Origin of the sequence: Pseudoxanthomonas sp. (assembly GCF_051953815.1) — a bacterium.
In the GTDB taxonomy this organism is placed as follows: domain Bacteria; phylum Pseudomonadota; class Gammaproteobacteria; order Xanthomonadales; family Xanthomonadaceae; genus Pseudoxanthomonas_A.
On the sequence record NZ_JBQCIJ010000046.1, the window covers coordinates 54,758 to 72,936 of the forward strand.

The 18,179-nt window shown below is 66.4% G+C and carries 16 protein-coding genes; 13 read left to right on the top strand and 3 right to left on the bottom strand.

The window, feature by feature from the left end; genetic code table 11:
* The first annotated feature begins 2 nt into the window (after positions 1-2).
* From lapB to ACTHN1_RS14190, 5 genes are read left to right on the top strand one after another with little or no spacing between them, the layout of a single operon-like run.
* Positions 3-1,181, top strand: a complete 1,179-nt coding sequence (gene lapB, locus ACTHN1_RS14170; RefSeq protein WP_440471579.1) for a lipopolysaccharide assembly protein LapB — start codon at positions 3-5, stop codon at positions 1,179-1,181.
* Complete coding sequence (locus ACTHN1_RS14175; RefSeq protein ID WP_440471580.1) at positions 1,181-2,146, top strand: lipopolysaccharide biosynthesis protein; 966 nt, start codon at positions 1,181-1,183, stop codon at positions 2,144-2,146. Before lapB ends, ACTHN1_RS14175 begins: the two co-directional genes overlap by 1 nt.
* A gap of 20 nt (positions 2,147-2,166) precedes the next feature.
* Positions 2,167-4,083, top strand: a complete 1,917-nt coding sequence (locus ACTHN1_RS14180) for a polysaccharide biosynthesis protein (RefSeq protein ID WP_440471747.1) — start codon at positions 2,167-2,169, stop codon at positions 4,081-4,083.
* Positions 4,080-4,979, top strand: coding sequence for a UTP--glucose-1-phosphate uridylyltransferase GalU (gene galU, locus ACTHN1_RS14185; protein ID WP_440471581.1), 900 nt, complete (start codon positions 4,080-4,082; stop codon positions 4,977-4,979). The genes ACTHN1_RS14180 and galU overlap by 4 nt, the downstream gene beginning before the upstream one ends.
* A 7-nt stretch (positions 4,980-4,986) precedes the next feature.
* Positions 4,987-5,325 (top strand): tRNA-binding protein, encoded by a 339-nt coding sequence (locus tag ACTHN1_RS14190; protein WP_440471582.1) that lies wholly within the window; start codon positions 4,987-4,989, stop codon positions 5,323-5,325.
* 105 nt (positions 5,326-5,430) lie between these two features.
* Here the strand turns inward: ACTHN1_RS14190 and ACTHN1_RS14195 are convergent, their stop codons facing one another.
* From ACTHN1_RS14195 to ACTHN1_RS14205, 3 genes are all read right to left on the bottom strand, one after another.
* Positions 5,431-6,633, bottom strand: coding sequence for an acetyl-CoA C-acyltransferase (locus ACTHN1_RS14195; protein WP_440471583.1), 1,203 nt, complete (start codon positions 6,631-6,633; stop codon positions 5,431-5,433).
* Between the two features lie 126 nt (positions 6,634-6,759).
* Positions 6,760-9,132 (bottom strand): 3-hydroxyacyl-CoA dehydrogenase/enoyl-CoA hydratase family protein, encoded by a 2,373-nt coding sequence (locus ACTHN1_RS14200; RefSeq protein WP_440471584.1) that lies wholly within the window; start codon positions 9,130-9,132, stop codon positions 6,760-6,762.
* Between the two features lie 26 nt (positions 9,133-9,158).
* Positions 9,159-9,791, bottom strand: a complete 633-nt coding sequence (locus ACTHN1_RS14205) for a TetR/AcrR family transcriptional regulator (protein WP_440471585.1) — start codon at positions 9,789-9,791, stop codon at positions 9,159-9,161.
* 217 nt (positions 9,792-10,008) lie between these two features.
* Between ACTHN1_RS14205 and ndk the strand changes: the two genes are divergently transcribed.
* The 8 genes from ndk to ACTHN1_RS14245 all read left to right on the top strand — a co-directional run bounded on the left by ndk (position 10,009) and on the right by ACTHN1_RS14245 (position 18,160).
* Positions 10,009-10,434 (top strand): nucleoside-diphosphate kinase, encoded by a 426-nt coding sequence (gene ndk / locus ACTHN1_RS14210; RefSeq protein ID WP_141452680.1) that lies wholly within the window; start codon positions 10,009-10,011, stop codon positions 10,432-10,434.
* A 7-nt stretch (positions 10,435-10,441) separates the two neighbouring features.
* Complete coding sequence (gene rlmN, locus ACTHN1_RS14215) at positions 10,442-11,668, top strand: 23S rRNA (adenine(2503)-C(2))-methyltransferase RlmN (RefSeq protein WP_440471586.1); 1,227 nt, start codon at positions 10,442-10,444, stop codon at positions 11,666-11,668.
* 7 nt (positions 11,669-11,675) lie between these two features.
* Positions 11,676-12,473: a type IV pilus biogenesis/stability protein PilW gene (gene pilW, locus ACTHN1_RS14220; RefSeq protein ID WP_440471748.1), complete on the top strand. Its 798-nt coding sequence runs from the start codon at positions 11,676-11,678 to the stop codon at positions 12,471-12,473.
* On the top strand, positions 12,470-13,294 hold the full coding sequence (locus ACTHN1_RS14225; protein WP_440471587.1) for a helix-turn-helix domain-containing protein: 825 nt from the start codon (positions 12,470-12,472) through the stop codon (positions 13,292-13,294). The genes pilW and ACTHN1_RS14225 overlap by 4 nt, the downstream gene beginning before the upstream one ends.
* A 60-nt stretch (positions 13,295-13,354) precedes the next feature.
* On the top strand, positions 13,355-13,990 hold the full coding sequence (locus tag ACTHN1_RS14230) for a YfgM family protein (RefSeq protein WP_440471588.1): 636 nt from the start codon (positions 13,355-13,357) through the stop codon (positions 13,988-13,990).
* 14 nt (positions 13,991-14,004) lie between these two features.
* Positions 14,005-15,312, top strand: coding sequence for an outer membrane protein assembly factor BamB (gene bamB, locus ACTHN1_RS14235; RefSeq protein ID WP_440471589.1), 1,308 nt, complete (start codon positions 14,005-14,007; stop codon positions 15,310-15,312).
* A 207-nt stretch (positions 15,313-15,519) separates the two neighbouring features.
* A complete protein-coding gene (der, locus tag ACTHN1_RS14240) occupies positions 15,520-16,920 on the top strand; it encodes a ribosome biogenesis GTPase Der (protein WP_440471590.1) in 1,401 nt (466 codons plus the stop codon).
* A 13-nt stretch (positions 16,921-16,933) separates the two neighbouring features.
* Positions 16,934-18,160 (top strand): molybdopterin molybdotransferase MoeA, encoded by a 1,227-nt coding sequence (locus tag ACTHN1_RS14245; RefSeq protein ID WP_440471591.1) that lies wholly within the window; start codon positions 16,934-16,936, stop codon positions 18,158-18,160.
* Positions 18,161-18,179 lie beyond the last annotated feature (19 nt).

An 18,179-nucleotide genomic window follows, 5' to 3' on the forward strand; every position in this document is an offset into this window, starting at 1 on the left:
CGATGGAATTCCTCAACGAATGGTTCTGGTTCTTCCTGTTCCTGCCGCTGGCCGCGCTGAGCGGCTGGATCATCGGCCGGCGGGGAGGGCAGCGCCACGGCGACACCCAGGTCAGCCGCCTGTCCAGTACCTACTTCCGTGGCTTGAACTATCTGCTCAACGAGCAGCCCGACAAGGCCATCGAACTGTTCCTGCACATCGCGGAACTGGACAAGGAAACCTTTGAGACCCAGGTCGCGCTGGGCCATCTGTTCCGCCGCCGGGGCGAGGTGGATCGCGCCATCCGGCTGCACCAGGGACTGGTGCAGCGTCCTGACCTGAGCGACCAGCAGAAGGTCCAGGCCCTGCTGGCGCTGGGCGAGGACTACATGCGATCCGGCCTGCTGGATCGCGCGGAAACGGTGTTCAGCGATCTCGCCCGCATCGATCAGCGCGCGCCGCAGGCGCTCAAGCACCTGATTGGCATCTACCAGGCCGAGCGCGACTGGGAGAAGGCGATCGACAACGCCATGCGCTACGAGGAAGTGACCGGCGAGGCGATGGGCAAGCTGGTGGCGCAGTTCGAATGCGAGCTTGCCGAGCGCCATCGCACCGCCAATGACGTTCCCGCGGCCCGCGCGGCAATCGCCCGCGCCTACCAGGCCGATGCCGGCAGCGTGCGCGCGGGTATCCTGGAAGGACGCCTGGAATCGGACGCCGGCAACCATGAAGCGGCCATCCGTGCCTACGAACGGGCCGCGCGGCATGACCCCGACTATCTGCCCGAAGTGCTGCCAGGGCTGTTGGCCAACTACGAAAAGGTTGGCGATCTGTCCGGCGCGCGCGCGTTCCTTTCCGAGATGAGCGAGCACTATCGGGGCATCGCGCCGGTCCTGGCTCTCACCAAGCTGGTGGAAGGGCAGGATGGCGTGGCGGCCGCGCGTGCCTATCTGGCCAGGCAGCTCAAGGATCGGCCCTCGGTGCGCGGCGAAGCCGCCCTGATCGACCTCACCCTGGCCGAGGGCGCCGACCCGTCCGCGACCCTGCACGACCTCAAGCACATTACCGATCAATTGCTGGTCCGCAATCCGAGTTACCGCTGCACCCGCTGCGGTTTCGGCGCGCGCACGCACCACTGGCAATGTCCCAGCTGCAAGGAATGGGGCAGCATCAAGCCGTTGCTGAACTACGCCGTCGTCTGATGCCTGGATTCATCCCCTGGCTGTTGCTGCTCTTCCTGGTGACGGCGGCAGCTACCTGGGCGGCGCGCCGTTATGCGATTCACCGGCAACTGGTCGATCAGCCTGGCGAGCGGCGCAGCCATTCCATCGCCACCCCTCGTGGTGGTGGCATCGCCATCGTGGTTGCCCTGCTGCTGGCCGCCGTGGTTCTGGGGAGCCAGGCCTCCGGCGATGCCGGCTTGTTCGCCGCATTCGGCGTTGGATTGCTGCTCGTCGCCGGCATCGGCTGGTGGGACGACCATCGGCCACTGCCGGCATCGTGGCGCCTGCTGGTTCACCTGCTCGCCGCCTTGATCTTCGCTGCGGCCCTGTATCGTCACGGAGCGCCCGCATGGCAAGCAGGGCTGGCGGTCATGGCCATTCTCGTCCTGGTCAATGTCTGGAATTTCATGGACGGCATCGACGGGCTGGCGACGAGCCAGGCCCTGCTGGTCGCGGTGGCCGGGGCATTCTTCATGAATGGCCCGTGGTCATGGCTGGCGGCCGCCCTGTTCGCGGCCTGTTGCGGTTTCTTGCCGTTCAACTTTCCGCGTGCGCGGATTTTCCTGGGCGACGTCGGCAGCGGCGCGCTGGGTTTCGCCCTGGGCGCATTGCTCTCCCTGGTACCCGGCACCGCGAAAATCGCGCCCTGGCTGTTCCTCCTGCCACCGGCTGCGTTCCTCGTAGACGCGGGCTTCACGCTCGCCACGCGCATCCTGCGCGGCGAGCGCTGGTGGACGCCACACGTCACACATGTCTACCAGCGTGCTGCCCGACGTTACGGTCACGTGGCCGTAACCACCCTCTATGCCCTGTTCAGCGGTGTTACGCTCTTGTTAATGTGGATGCTGTCTAATGCCGGGACCGGATATGGGTTGATGGCCACTCTCGTCTGGTACGCATTCGCACTTGCGCTATGGGGATGGTTGCGCAAGGGATTGTCATAGAAAGGTCAGGGAGGAGTTGCATGCAATCTTGGCGGGACCGGGCAACGGCGTTCCTACCGCGCCTGCTGGTGGCGGCCCATGACCTGTCGATGGTCTGGCTGTGCTGGCAATTGCTGCACTTCGTGCGCTACGCCATGTTGCCGCAGTCCCCCGGCTATCCCCTGTGGTCCAACGAGGTCGCCATCGTGGTCGCCGGGCAGGGCCTGGTGTTCTGGTGGATGGGGCTCTACCGGGGACTGTGGCGGTTTGCCAGCCTGCCGGACCTGTGGAACATCGTGAAGGCCAGCGGCCTCGGGTTCCTCGCCATCGTCATCGGTCTGTTCTTCTACAACCGCTTCGGCTCGCTGCCGCGGGCGGTCCTGGCGTTCTATCCCTTCGCGCTGGTCGCCTTCCTGGGCGTGCCGCGTCTGCTGTACCGGGCCTGGAAGGACCTGCAGGCCAGCCGATCCCATGAGAATGCTTCCCGGGTGGTCATCCTCGGGGCGGGACGGGCCGGCGAAGCCCTGGTGCGCGAACTGCGCCGTACCGGCGTCTATCACCCGATTGCCTTCCTTGACGATGCCGTCAAGCTGCACGGCTCCAAGCTGCTGGGCGTGCCGGTCCTGGGCGGCCTCGATCAAGCCGCCGCCGTCGCCCGCGAAACCGCGGCGCGGATGCTGGTCATCGCGATGCCCTCCTTGGACGCGCCGAGCATGCAGCGCGTGGTCGCCATCTGCGAAAGCACCGGCCTGCCGTTCCGGATGGTGCCGCGCCTGATCAACGTGCTGGAAGGCCATGCGATGCCGGGCGATCTCAAGGAGGTCGCCATCGAGGATCTGTTGGGTCGGAAATCCGTGACGCCGGACTGGAAGCTGATCCGGGGTTGGTTGGGAGCCCGGACCGTGCTGGTGACCGGCGCGGGTGGGTCGATTGGTTCCGAGCTGTGCCGGCAGTGCGCACGTCATGGCGCGCAACGCATTGCCCTGCTGGAGATCGACGAACTCGCCTTGATTACCATCCAGGCGGACCTGCAACGAGCCTTTCCTGACCTGGAAATCCTGCCCGTGCTCGGCAACTGCGGTGATCCCGCGGTCATCGAACATGCGTTGGCGCTGGCCGAGCCGGACGCGGTATTCCATGCGGCGGCCTACAAGCAGGTTCCCCTGCTGGAACAGCATCTGCGCGAAGCGGTCGGCAACAATGTCTTGGCCACGGAAATGGTGGCCAAGGCCTGTCGCCGGAAGGGCGTCGGCACGTTCGTGTTGATCTCTACGGACAAGGCGGTGGACCCGGTCAACGTGCTGGGTGCGACCAAGCGCCTCGCCGAAATGGTGTGCCAGGCGTCGGATGAGGGTCATGCGGGTGGGACCAGGTTCGTGACCGTCCGCTTCGGCAATGTGCTCGATTCGGCGGGCAGCGTGGTTCCCCTGTTCCGTGAACAGATTCGCAAGGGCGGCCCGGTCACCGTGACCGATCCGGAAGTGACCCGCTACTTCATGACGATTCCGGAAGCCAGCCAGCTCATCCTGCAGGCGGCCGCCGGTGCGGCCCATGCCTCGATCTACACGCTGGACATGGGCGAGCCCGTGCCGATCCGCCTGCTGGCCGAACAGATGATCCGGCTGGCGGGCAAGCAACCGGGGCGTGACATCGCCATCGTCTACACGGGGCTGCGGCCGGGCGAAAAGCTGCATGAGAACCTGTTCCATGCGGACGAGGCCTACCGGCCCACGTCGCACTCCAAGATCATGCAGGCCGAGGCGCGCACGGTATCGGCTGATTTCATCGAACTGGCGATACAGCGGCTACGAAGCGCGCATGGTCGCTATGACGTGGACGAGATGCAGGAAGTCCTGCGGATCGCCGTGCCCGAGTTCTCCCCGCTTGAACAATCTCTTGAGCCTGCTTCGGCTACCATCGTGACCTTTCCCGCTCGCGAAGCCCGAAGGACCCGATGACCGGACGCATCCGCAAGGCCGTATTCCCCGTCGCAGGACTGGGTACTCGATTCCTGCCCGCCACCAAGACCGTTCCCAAGGAAATGCTGCCGATCATCGATCGGCCACTGATCCAGTACGCCGTCGATGAAGCCATCGAGGCCGGTTGCGACACCCTTATCTTTGTCACCAACCGCTACAAGCACGCGGTGGCCGACTATTTCGACAAGGCCTACGAGCTCGAGCAGAAGCTGGAGCGGGCAGGCAAGCATGAACAGCTGGAACTGGTCCGCAATGTACTGCCGGAGGGCGTCCGTGCGGTGTTCGTCACCCAGGCCGAGGCGCTGGGACTGGGTCATGCCGTCCTGTGTGCCAAGCCCATTGTCGGCAATGAGCCGTTCGCGGTCCTGCTGCCCGACGACCTAATCTGGAACCGGGGCGCGGGTGCGCTGAAGCAGATGGCCGATGCCGCCGAAGCCACGGGCGCCAGCATGATTGCGGTGCAGGATGTGGCGCGCGAACAGACGGCGAGCTACGGCATCGTTGCGACGGACGCCTTCTCCGGCCGCTCCGGCCGGATCAACGCCATCGTCGAGAAGCCGAAGCCGGAAGTCGCGCCGAGCACGCTGGCCGTGGTGGGGCGCTATGTGCTGGATGGCAGTATTTTCGACCTGCTGGAAAGCACCACACCGGGTGCCGGCGGCGAAATCCAGCTGACCGACGCCATCGCGACGCTGCTTTCCCGGAAACCGGTCCATGCCTATCGCTTCCAGGGCACCCGTTTCGACTGCGGTACCCATATCGGCCTGATCGAGGCGACCATCCGCTATGCGCTGGATCACGAGAAGCTCAGCGATGCCGCCCGCAGCATGATGCAGGATGCCCTGAGTGAGCTCGGCGTGACCGATCTGGAGTAGGCGGTTGATGGACGAGGCCACGCTGACCTGGGCAGAGTTCGAGAAAGTGCATCTATGCGCGGGCACGGTCGTGCGCGTGGAGCCGTTCCCGGAGGCGCGCAAGCCCGCCTGGAAGTTGTGGGTGGATTTCGGCGTCCACGGCGTGCGCAAGACCAGTGCGCAGATCCGCGCGCTCTATGAGAGCGGGGATCTGGTCGGACGACAGATCGTGGGCGTGATCAATTTCCCGCCCAAGCAGGTCGGCCCTTTCATCTCCGAATTCCTGCTGACCGGCTTTCCCACCGAGCAGGGTGTGGTCATCACTACCCTGGAACGACCGGTCCCCAACGGCACCCGCCTGGCCTGAGGGAAACGCGGGTTGTGGGTCGGACTCTTCGCGGAAGCTGACAATGGAGAAAAGAATGGCGCCCGAAGGCGCCTTTCTTTTTCGATTCGCGACAACGCGCCGGAGTCAGAGCGATTCGAAGATGCCGGCCGCGCCCATGCCGGTACCGATGCACATCGTCACCATGCCGTACTTCTGCTGGCGGCGACGCAGGCCATGGACGATGGTGGCCGTGCGCACGGCACCGGTCGCACCCAGCGGATGGCCCAGCGCGATCGCGCCGCCCAGCGGATTGACCTTGGACGGGTCCAGATCGCTGTCGCGCATCACCGCCAGGGCCTGCGCGGCGAACGCTTCGTTGAGTTCGATCCAGTCCAGTTGGTCCTTGCTCAGGCCCGCCTGCTTCAGTGCTTTCGGAATGGCTGCGATGGGGCCGATGCCCATCACTTCCGGGCGCACGCCGGCGACCGAGAAGCTGACGAAGCGGGCCAGCGGGGTCAGCCCGTAGTCCTTGATCGCCTGCTCGGAAGCGAGCAGCACCGCGCCCGCGCCGTCGCTCATCTGCGAGGAGTTGCCCGCGGTCACGCTGCCGCCGAACTGGCCGTTGCGGAATACGGGGCGAAGCTTGCCCAGGCCTTCCAGCGATGTATCCGGGCGCGGGCCCTCGTCGTTCTCGACCAGCAGCTTCTTCAGGCGGATGGTGTTGCCGGCCAGGTCCGGAAGATGCGACAGGACTTCATAGGGTGAGATTTCGCTCTTGAATTCGCCGGCGGCGATGGCCGCGAGCGCCTTCTGGTGGGAGGCGAGGGCGAAGGCGTCCTGTTCTTCGCGCGAGACCTTCCACTCCTCGGCAACCTTCTCCGCGGTGATGCCCATGCCATAGGCGATGGCGACATGGTCGTCCTTGAAGACCGATGGCGACAGCGCGACCTTGTTGCCCATCATCGGCACCATCGACATCGACTCGGTGCCGCCGGCCAGCATCAGATCGGCGTTGCCCAGGCGGATCTGATCGGCGGCCATGGCGACCGCCTGCAAGCCGGAGGAACAGAAGCGGTTGATGGTCTGGGCGGCGATGGTGTTGGGCAGGCCGGCCAGCAGCACGCCGATGCGGGCCACGTTCATGCCTTGCTCGCCTTCCGGCATGGCGCAGCCGATGATGGCGTCATCGATGCGATTGACGTCGATGCCCGGCGCCTGCGCGATGACCGATTTCAGCACATGCGCCAGCATGTCGTCGGGACGGGTATTGCGGAACACGCCCTTCGGGGCCTTGCCGACCGGGGTGCGGGTGGCGGCGACGATGTAGGCGTCCTGGATCTGTTTCATGGCTTTCTCCGAGAACCGGGGTTGCGGAACTGGGAATGGACCCCGTTCCTGCCTTCCCGGCGGTGATGGAATTTTCAGGTGGGAGGGGAACCGCTTTTGCGAATTCCCAATCCCGAATCACGAATCTCAGTTCCTCAACGGCTTGCCGGTCTTCAGCATGTGCGCGATGCGGGCCTGGGTTTTCTCCTGCTGGGCCAACTCGACGAAATGCTTGCGCTCCAGTGCCAGCAGCCATTCCTCGTCGACCAGGGCGCCACGATCGACTTCTCCGCCGCACAGCACGGTGGCGATGCGGGTGGCGATCTCGTAGTCGTACTCGCTGATGAAGCGGCCTTCCAGCATGTTGACGAGCAGCATCTTGAACGTGGCGATGCCGACATCGCCGGCGACCTGGATGCGGCGCGCCGGCAGGGGCGGACGGTACCCGCTCTCGGCCAGCGCCAGGACCTGCTGCCTGGCGATATGCAACTGCTCGTAGGCATTGAAGACCACCTGATCGTTGGCGCGCAGCAAGCCCAGTTCCTTGGCCTCGACAGCCGAAGTGGACACCTTGGCCATCGCCACGGTTTCGAAGGTGCGCTTGAGTTCGGCGAACACGTCACCGCCGGGACCGGCCGCCTGCGAGGCGCGAACCGCGATTTCCTTCAGGCCACCGCCAGCCGGCAGCAGGCCCACGCCGGCCTCGACCAGGCCGATGTAGCTTTCCAGCGAGGCTACGGTACGCGCGCTGTGCATCTGGAACTCGCAGCCACCGCCCAGCGCCAGCCCGCGGACCGCGGCAACGACCGGGACGAGCGAATACTTGATGCGCTGGCTGGTGGCCTGGAACGTGGCGACCATCGCCTCGAACTCGGCGATCTTGCCGGCCTGCAGCGCGCCCAGCGCACCGGCCAGATCCGCGCCGGCGGAGAACGGCTCCTTCGGCTGCCAGATCACCAGGCCCTTGAGCGTCCGCTCGGCGATGGCCACGGATTCCTGCAGGCCCGCCATGACGGCGTCGGACACCGTGTTCATCTTGGTCTTGAAGCCGACCACGCCCACGCCGTCGCCATCGGTCCACAGGCGCACGCCGTCGTTCTCGAACAGGGTCTCGCCCAGCGGGAAGGTTTCGCCCAGCAGCGGATCCGGGAAACGCTGGCGCCGATAGACCGGCAGGGCGGAGCGGGGCAGTTTGGCATTGCGCGCCGGGCTGTAACTGCCGTCGGCGGCATGCACGCCTTCGCGACCGTCGAACACCCAGTCCGGCAGCGGCGCGCTGCTCATGCTCTTGCCGGCCACGATGTCATCGGCGATCCACTGCGCGACCTGCTTCCAGCCGGCGGCCTGCCAGGTCTCGAACGGACCGAGCGACCAGCCGTAACCCCAGCGGATGGCGAGATCGACATCACGCGCGGTTTCGGCGATGTCGGCCAGATGGACCGCGCTGTAGTGGAACAGATCGCGGAATACCGCCCACAGGAACTGGGCCTGGGGATGCTGGCTTTCGCGCAGGCGGGCGAACTTCTCGGCCGGATTCTTCAGCTTGAGGATCTCGACCACTTCCGGCGCCGCCGCGCGATCGGCCGGTCGGTAGTCCTGTTTCTGCAGGTCCAGCACGACGATGTCCTTGCCGACCTTGCGGAAGATGCCGGCGCCGGCCTTCTGGCCAAGCGCGCCCTTGGCGATCAGCGCGTCCAGCCAGGCCGGCGACTTGAAATAGGAATGCCAGGGATCGTTTGGCAGGGTGTCGGCCATGGTCTTGATGACGTGGGCCATGGTGTCCAGTCCCACCACATCGGAAGTGCGGTAGGTCGCCGACTTGGGACGGCCGACCAGCGGGCCGGTGAGGCCGTCGACCTCATCGAATCCCAATCCGAACTGCTGGGTGTGGTGAATGGTGGCCAGGATGGAGAACACGCCGATGCGGTTGCCGATGAAATTCGGCGTGTCCTTGGCATAGACCACGCCCTTGCCCAGGGTGGTGGTGAGGAAGGTTTCCAGGCCTTCCAGCACCGCAGCGTCGGTAGTCCGGGCCGGGATCAGCTCGGCCAGGTGCATGTAGCGCGGTGGATTGAAGAAGTGCACGCCGCAGAAGCGGTGGCGCAGCTGTTCCGGCAATACATCGGCCAGCGCGTTGATGCCCAGGCCGGAAGTATTGCTGGCCAGCACGGCGTGCCCGGCGACGAACGGAGCGATCTTCCTGTACAGGTCCTGCTTCCAGTCCATGCGTTCGGCGATGGCCTCGATGATCAGGTCGCAGCCCTTCAACTGCTCCAGCCCGGCGTCGTAGTTGGCCGGGGTGATGGCTTCGGCCAACGACCTGCTGGCGAGCGGGGCGGGGCTCAGCTTGCCCAGGTTGGCGATCGCCTTCAGCACGATGCCGTCGGGATGGCCTTCCTTGGCGGGCAGGTCGAACAGGACCGTGTCGACGCCGGCGTTGGTCAGGTGCGCGGCAATCTGCGCGCCCATCACGCCGGCACCCAGCACGGCCGCCTTGCGTACAAGCAATGGATTGGACATTTCGGGAATCCTTGGATGTCAGGGGGTTATTTGACGTGGTCGGCGCGCAGGCCGGCCTCGGCGAAACGGATGAGTTCACGGGCGGCGCGTTCACGGTGCACCGCCTCGGTGACACCATGGGGACGCTTGATCAGGCCGAAGTCCGCCATCGCATAGGTCAGCGCGCCCGACAGGAAATCCAGGCGCCAGTACAGCTCTTCCTTGCTCAGGCCCGGCACGCAGCCGGCGATGGCCTTGCCGAACTCGCGCAGGACATGGCCGTAGTGATCGGACAGGAACTTGCGCAGGCCGTCGTTCTTCTCGGCGTAGGCGCGGGCGATGACGCGCACGAAGGCGCCGCCGCCATGGCGGTCCTGGGCCAGGGCCAGGGCGGGTTCGACGAACGCGGCCAGGATCGGCTCGAGTTCGCCGGGGCGGGTCTCCAGCGCCGTCCGCAGCTGGTTCAGCCGCTGGCCGCTCATTTCGTCCATCCGGCGGCGGAATACCTCATTGACCAGGTTTTCCTTGGAGCCGAAGTGGTAATTGACCGCCGCGATGTTGACGTCGGCCCGGCTGGTGACCTGGCGCAGGGAGGTGCCGGCAAAGCCGAACTGGGCGAACAGTTCCTCGGCGGCGCCGAGGATGCGCTCCTTGGTGGAGAAGTGGGGGGTGTTGCCCATGGCCGTGAGGTCCGCTGAATCAAACGCTTGTTTGATTGTCCATCCGCTCACGTATGGTTGTCATGCTGCCCTGCAGCAATCCGGCTCCGGGCAGGTGCGCAATTGCGGACGATACGTTAGAATCTCGCTACGCAATTCAGGCTAAGCCCGTGTTTCGACGCGGGTTTTTTCATGTTAACCTTGGGCCGAAAGTGGCCCGCCCAACGGAGAAATCCCCATGGCGCTGGAGCGCACCCTGTCGATCGTCAAGCCCGATGCCGTCGCCAAGAACGTCGTCGGCGAAATCTATGCCCGTTTCGAAAAGGCCGGTCTCAAGATCGTCGCCGCGAAGATGAAGCACCTGTCGCGTCGCGAGGCCGAAGGTTTCTACGCCGTGCATCGCGAGCGTCCGTTCTTCAACGCGCTGGTCGAATTCATGATCTCCGGTCCGGTCGCCATCCAGGTGCTGGAAGGCGAGAACGCGGTGCTCAAGCATCGCGAGATCCTCGGTGCCACCAATCCGAAGGAAGCCGCGCCGGGCACGATCCGCGCCGACTTCGCCGACTCCATCGACGCCAACGCGGCGCACGGTTCGGATTCGGTCGAGAACGCGAACATCGAAATCGCGTACTTCTTCGCCGCCACCGAAGTGTTCTCGCGCTAAGCAGGCGATGAGCAGTCACGAGCTAGCGCCGATCGAATTGAAACTGGCCGCGGATGCGCAACCCGCGGCGATCGGTGCTGGCCTGTCCGCGAGGCAGAATCTGCTCGATCTGGATCGGGAGGGCATGGAGCGTTTCTTCGTCGAGCAGCTCGGCGAACAGAAGTTCCGTGCCCACCAGGTGATGAAGTGGATTCATCACCGTTACGTCACCGATTTCGAGCAGATGACCGATCTCGGTAAGGGCCTGCGCGCCAAGCTGCAGGAACATGCCGAGGTCATCGTGCCGGGCGTGGTGTTCGACAAGCCCTCCGCCGACGGCACCCACAAATGGCTGCTGGGCATGGGCGTGGACGGCAAGAATGCCGTCGAAACCGTCTATATCCCGGACAAGAACCGCGGCACGCTGTGCGTGTCCTCGCAGGTGGGCTGTGGCCTCAACTGCACCTTCTGCTCCACCGCGACCCAGGGCTTCAACCGCAACCTGACCACCGCCGAGATCATCGGCCAGGTCTGGATCACCGCGCGCCACCTGGGCAATGTGCCGGCGCAGAATCGCCGCCTCACCAACGTGGTGATGATGGGCATGGGCGAGCCGCTGCTCAACTTCGACAACGTCGTGCGCGCGATGAACATCATGCGCGACGATCTGGGTTACGGCCTGGCCAGCAAGCGGGTGACGCTGTCGACGTCCGGTCTGGTGCCGATGATCGACCGGCTTTCGACCGAAACCGATGTTTCGCTGGCGGTGTCGCTGCACGCGCCCAACGACGCATTGCGTGAGCAGCTGGTGCCGCTCAATCGCAAGTACCCGATCGCAGAACTGATGGCGTCCTGCGCGCGTTACCTGCGGGCGAACAAGAAGCGTGATTCGGTGACGTTCGAATACACGCTGATGAAGGGCATCAACGACCAGCCCGAGCACGCCCGCCAGCTTGCGCAGTTGATGCGCAAGTTCAGCAACGCGACCCAGCTCAAGGATGCGGGCAAGGTCAATCTGATTCCTTTCAATCCGTTCCCGGGTACGCGCTACGAGCGATCGGGGGAGGAAGACATCCGTGCGTTCCAGAAACTGTTGCTGGACGCGCATGTGCTGACCATGGTCCGCCGGACCCGCGGCGACGACATCGACGCGGCCTGCGGTCAGCTCAAGGGACAGGTCATGGATCGGACCCGTCGCCAGGCCGAGTTCCGCCGCAAGCTGCAGGAACAGGGCATCGACGATGCGGCGGCATAGGGGCCTCCTGTTCTTGTTGACCCTGACGCTGGTGGCTGCCGGCTGCAGCCGGCTGACCTTCATCCGACCCAAGGTCGAACGCACCGACGGCGAGCAGGTCGCACCGACCTACCGGGTCGTCGACAACCCCGAGACCAAGCGCAGGATGGAGGCCGACCAGGCCGTGGCCGTGGCGACCCAGCGGTTGCAGGCCGGTGACCTGGAGACGGCCGAGCGGCATGCCCGGACCGCGCTGAAGGTGGCCCCGCAGTCGGCGGACGTGCAGACGCTGCTGGCGTTGCTGGCCGACCAGCGCGGCCAGGCCAAGCAGGCGGGCGAGCACTACAAACGCGCGACCGAACTGGCGCCGGGACGGGGCGCCGAACAGAACAACTATGGCGTCTGGCTGTGCAGCAACGGCTTCCCGGCCGAGGCGCTGGTGTGGTTCGACCGGGCCTTGCAGGACGCCGACTACGAAACACCAGCCGCCGCGCTGGCCAATGCAGGGGGCTGCGCGGCCAAGGCCGGCCAGCACGAGCGGGCCGAGCGCGACCTGCGCCAGGCGCTGGTGCTGGATCCCCGCAATGCCTACGCGCTGGCCTCCATGGCCGAAAGCGAGTACCGGGCCGGGCGCTACTTCGAGGCCCGGGCGTTCGTCGAACGCCGCCTGGCGGCTGCATCGGCCACGGCCGACGTGCTAAAACTTGCAACACAAATCGAAGAAAGACTCGGCGACAGGGCCGCTGCCGGGCGATATGTTCAGCAACTTCGGGCGGAGTTCCCCGACGCGTCAGACGCTCAAACTGGGGGAAAGGCAGAACAATGACGGGTTCCAACTCGATTGATACGCAGCACCTGCAGGGCTGCGGCGCGTTCCTGCGGGACGCGCGTGAGAAGGCGGGTCTCAGCCTGCAGGACGTGGGGAACCGGCTGAAAATGCCGCTCAAGGTGCTGCAGGCCCTGGAAGGGGAACAATGGTCGCAGCTGGGCGCGCCGGTGTTCGTCCGCGGACAGCTGCGCAGCTACGCGCGGCTGCTGAAGGTCGACATCGATCCCTTCCTGGCCCAGGCCGATCTCGAGACCGTGCGGCCGGCCGAACTGGTCAGCCACAGCTACACGCCCAAGGCGCAGCGGATTTTCGAAAGCGCCAAGCGCCGGGCTGTCTATGTGGTGATCACCGCGGTCATCGCGACGCCGATCTGGATGGCCACCCGTCCGCACCTGGCGGGCAATGGCAACCAGACCACCGCGTCCCTGGACGTGATGCCGGAGAAGCCGACCGGTACCGCGGCCGCGCCGGGCACCGCCAATGCGCCAGCCGAGCGCGCGGTCGCGACGCCCTACGTGGCATCGTTGACCCCGCCCATCAGCCGGGCGCCGGAAACCGCGCTGAGTCTGGTGTTCAAGGGGGACAGCTGGGTCCAGATCGTGGCGCCGGACGGCAGCAGCGTCGAACAGGCGCTGCTCAAGGCCGGTGACCAGCGCAGCTACCAGGCGGGCCAGGTGGGGCGCATCGTCCTGGGCAATGCGGCGGCGGTCGAGGTTCAGCATGCCGGTAGTACGGTGGACCTGACGCCGTATCGGCGCGCGAATGTTGCGCGCTTTACGGTATCCTCTGACGGTTCCCTCGCGCCGGTCGCCGACTGACCCGCCCGCGGGTTTGTCCAACCAAGATCAAGACCCCGGTCGGACGGGGCAAGAGTACGCATGGCGATTGATGATCTGCTCGACGAGCACGAACAGGGCGAACGCGTCCGCAATTGGCTCAGGAACAATGGTGCCGGCCTGATTGGCGGCGTCGCATTGGGCCTGGCGGTGATTTTTGGCTGGCAGTGGTGGCAGAAGAACCGCCAGCAGCAGGACGAGCAGGCCAATCTGAATTACGAGAAGGCGGTGGACGGCATTGCCGCCAACGACCTCAAGAAGGCCGAAGCCGCGGTCGCCTCGCTGGGCGGCAAGGGCGGTGTCTACGCGGATCTGGCCGCGCTGCAGCTCGCCAAGGCCCAGGTGGACGCCGGACAGCGCGATGCAGCCATCACCACGCTGCGCGCGATCAAGGCGGACTCCAGCCTGCATGCGATCGTCCAGCAGCGCCTGGCGCGCCTGCTGATCGATGCGGGCAAGCACGATGAGGCGCTCAAGCTGGTGGCAGATGCCAAGGATTCGACCAGTCTCGAAATCCGCGGTGACGCGCTGGTTGCCGGTGGCAAGCTGGCCGAGGCACGCGATGCGTACACCAAGGCGCTGACCGGACTCGACGTGGCGTCGCCGCAGCGGCGTCTGGTGGAACTGAAACTGACCGATGCGGGCGGTGTTCCGCCGAAGAGCGGGGAGTCCGCGTGATGGCAGGGAATGCGATGAGCAAGCGGCTGCTGGCCGTGGCCGTGTTGGCGCTGGTCCTGTCGGGCTGCAGCACCGTCAAGGGCTGGTTCGGCGGCAACAAGAAGGACGAGAAGCCGACCGAGCCGACCGAACTGGTCGACTTCACGCCGTCGGTCGAAGTGGCCAAGCTGTGGAGCGCCAACGCCGGCAAGGGCGAAGGCCGACTGGGTCTCCAGCAGGGGCCGGCGGTCGCCGATGGCCGCGTGTACGCGGCGGCGGTCGAAGGCGGCGTGCGTGCGTTCGACCTGCAGACCGGCAAGGAAGTCTGGCACTTCAAGCCCGAGAAGACCCGCGCCGGCGATGCCGCCCAGCCTGACCAGGTGGCCGAGGAACCGGCGGCCGGCGAGGAAGAAACCAAGGCCGCCAAGCGCGCCCGCAAGGAGGCCGCCAAGCTCGCCAAGAAGGCTGCCAAGCGCAAGATTCAATGGCGTTTCTCGGGTGGTCCGGGTGCCGGTGACGGCCTGGTCGTGATCGGCACGCTGGATGGCCGCGTGATTGCCCTGGATGCCAGCAACGGCACCGAGAAGTGGCGCGCCAAGGTTCCCAACGAGGTCATCACGGCGCCCGCCGTCGGCCAGGGATACGTGCTGGTGCGGACCAACGACGGCCGGGTGAGCGCGTTTGACGCCGCCAGCGGCGAACGGCGCTGGTTCTGGAACAGCGAACTGCCCAGCCTGACCGTGCGCGGCAACGCGCCGGTGACCCTGGGCCCGGGCGTCGCTTTCGTCGGCAACGACGACGGCACGGTCGCGGCCCTGTCGCTGCGCGACGGCCGCCAGGTCTGGAGCCAGACCGTCGGCGGCGCGGACGGTCGCAGCGAACTGGATCGCATGGCCGACGTCGATGGTCCCCCGGTGCTGGACGGCACGACCCTGTTCGCCACCAGCTACAAGAAGGAAACGGTGGCCATCGAAGGTCCCAGCGGGCGCCCGCTGTGGCAGCGCGACAACGGTGGCCCGGGTGGCATGGGCGTGACCAGCAGCTACGTGGTGGTCGCCGACCAGGGCGGCACCGTGTGGGGCCTGGATCGCTACACCGGCAACGCCACCTGGTCCAATCCGAAGATGCTGCGGCGTTCGCTGACCGCGCCGTCCATCCATGGCGACTACGCGGTGGTGGGCGATTTCGACGGCTACGTGCACTGGTTGAAGCTGGACAATGGTGACGAGGCCGCGCGCGCGCGCGCCGGAGGCAAGGCCATCCGGGCCAAGCCGGTCGTGGCCGATGGCATCCTTGTCATCCAGAACGTCGAAGGCGAACTGACCGCATTCCGCTTCAAGTAAGCGCCTGAGACGCGGCACAGAGCGGCCCGGAGCGAGTGCGCACCGGGCCGCTTTCCGTTTTCGAGTTCCCTTTTCCGGGCCGGCTCGGCATCATGCGGAACCTGCCTGACAGGCTTCCGCGCGCCCCGGCCGGGAATGACCCGCCCCCGGTCCAGCCGCTGTTCCGGCCTGTTTCCCGCTTTCCCCTTCCTCTTTCCGGTTCAATCCATGCTTCCGCTCGTCGCCCTGGTGGGCCGTCCCAATGTCGGTAAATCGACACTGTTCAACGCGCTGACCCGCAGTCGTGACGCGTTGGTCCACGACCAGCCGGGCGTGACCCGCGACCGCCATTACGGCGTATGCCGGCCGGACGCGGACCAGTCCTTCGTCGTGGTCGACACCGGCGGCATCGCCGGCGAGGAAGAGGGCCTGGCCGGCGCGACCGCGCGCCAGGCCCGTGCGGCGGCCGAGGAAGCCGACCTGGTGCTGTTCATCGTCGACGGCCGCGAAGGTCCCTCGGCGCTGGACGACGACATCCTGCGCTGGCTGCGCAAGGCCGCCCGGCCGACCCTGCTGGTGATCAACAAGATCGATGGCGTGGACGAGGCCGGCGCGCTCGCCGAGTTCGCCCGCTACGGTTTCGACGACGTGATGACGATTTCCGCCGCGCACCGGCAGGGCATCGACGATCTGCTCGAACAGGTACTGGAGCGCCTGCCCGAGGAGGGCGGGGCGGAAACACTGGACAACGATCCGGGCCGGATGCGGGTGGCGTTCGTCGGTCGTCCCAATGTCGGCAAGTCGACCCTGGTCAACCGGCTGCTGGGCGAGGAGCGCATGATTGCGTCCGAGGTGCCCGGCACGACCCGCGACTCCATCGCCGTGGATCTGGAACGTGACGGTCGCCAGTACCGGCTGGTGGACACCGCCGGCCTGCGCCGCAAGTCGCGGGTCGACGAGGCGGTCGAGAAGTTCAGCGTGGTCAAGACGCTGCAGGCGATCGAGCAGTGCCAGGTCGCGGTGCTGCTGCTCGATGCGACCGAGGGCGTCACCGACCAGGACGCCAGCGTGCTGGGCGCCATCCTCGATGCCGGCCGCGCGCTGGTGGTGGCGATCAACAAGTGGGATGGTCTGACCACCTACCAGCGCGAGCAGGCCGAAGCGCTGCTGTCGCGCAAGCTCAGCTTCGTCGAGTGGGCCGAGGCCGTGCGCATCTCGGCCAAGCATGGTTCCGGCATGCGCGAGCTGTTCCGCGCCATCCATCGTGCTCACGCGTCCGCCACGCGCGAATTCACCACCAGCGAGATCAACAAGGCGCTGGAGGTGGCATATGAATCCAATCCGCCGCCGAGCATCCGCGGCCACGTGTCCAAGCTGCGCTACGTGCATCCGGGCGGCAGCAACCCGCCGACCTTCGTTGTCCACGGCACCCGCCTGCGGGTCCTGCCGGAATCCTACAAGCGCTACCTGGAAAACTTCTTCCGCAAGCGCTTCAAGCTGGTCGGCACGCCGGTGCGTTTCCTGTTCAAGGAAGGCGCCAACCCCTACGAAGGCAAGAAGAACGAACTCAGCGATCGTCAGATCGCGCGCAAGCGCCGGCTGATCCGGCACGTGAAGCGCAACAAGTAGGGCGGCTGCCGGAATGCGCGCGGAGATCCCCGGCCGGATCGCGATTGATGAGGCGTTGACAGTGCTCCGCGCCGTCGCGGCGGGACGCGCGCGACCGTCCGAACGCATCGCATTGCGGCGGGCGGAAGGACGCGTGCTGGCGGAAGCGATCGTCGCGCCGATGGCGCTGCCGCCTTTCGACAACAGCCGGATGGATGGCTTCGCGCTGCGCCACGCCGATCTGGCGACCGCCGGCCGGCCACCCCGCCTGCGCATCGTCGGCGCGCAGTACGCGGGCGCGGCGCCTGGGGCGCACCTGGAACCGGGGTGCTGCGTCCGCATCACCACCGGCGCGGCGATGCCCGCGGGCGCGGATACGGTGGTCATCAAGGAGGAGGTCCGCGAGGACGCCGATGGCTGGATCGAACTGGTGGACGTGCCCGGGCCCGGGGCGGACATCCGCCGGGCCGGCGAGGATGTGGTGGCGGGCGAGCACCTGCTGGGCGCCGGGCAAGTACTGACGCCGACCCGGGTGAGCCTGCTGGCCGCACTGGGCATCGCCGAGGTCGCGGTGGTGCCGCGTCCGACCGTCGCGGTGTTCACCACCGGCGACGAACTGGTCGAACCCGGCCTGCCGTTGCCGCCGGGCCACATCTACAACAGCAATCGCGATCTGCTGATGGGCCTGTTGCGCCAGCAGGGCCTGGAGCCGACCGCCTGGCCGACACTGCCCGACGATCCCGAGCGGATCCGCAGCCAGTTGGAAGACGCGGCGGCGGCCTTCGATCTGGTTCTCACCTGCGGCGGCGTTTCGGCGGGAGAGAAGGATTTCCTGCCCGGCTTCCTGGCGGCGAACGGCACGGTCCATTTCTGGAAAGTGCGGATGAAGCCCGGCATGCCGGTGTTGTTCGGCGAACGGGAACGGGCGCTGTTCCTGTCCTTGCCCGGCAACCCGGTTTCGGTGCTGGCGACCTTCCTGGCATTGGGGGTGCCGCTGCTGGACGGATTGCAGGGGCGGACGGAGCCACGGCCACGCTGGCATGCGCGCCTGGCCGGCCCCTGGCGCAAGACCCATGCCCGCCACGAGTTCCTGCGCGGACGCCTGCAACCGGGCGCGGACGGCGTCGTGCGGGTCATGCCGAACGCCGCCGATGCTTCGCACCGGTTGCGCGGCGCCGCCGACAGCGATGCCCTGATCGTGCTGCCGGAAGGCGAGCGCGCCTACGCCGTCGACGACGTGGTGGAAGTCCTTCCGTACTGAGCCCGCGCCGGTTCCGCCG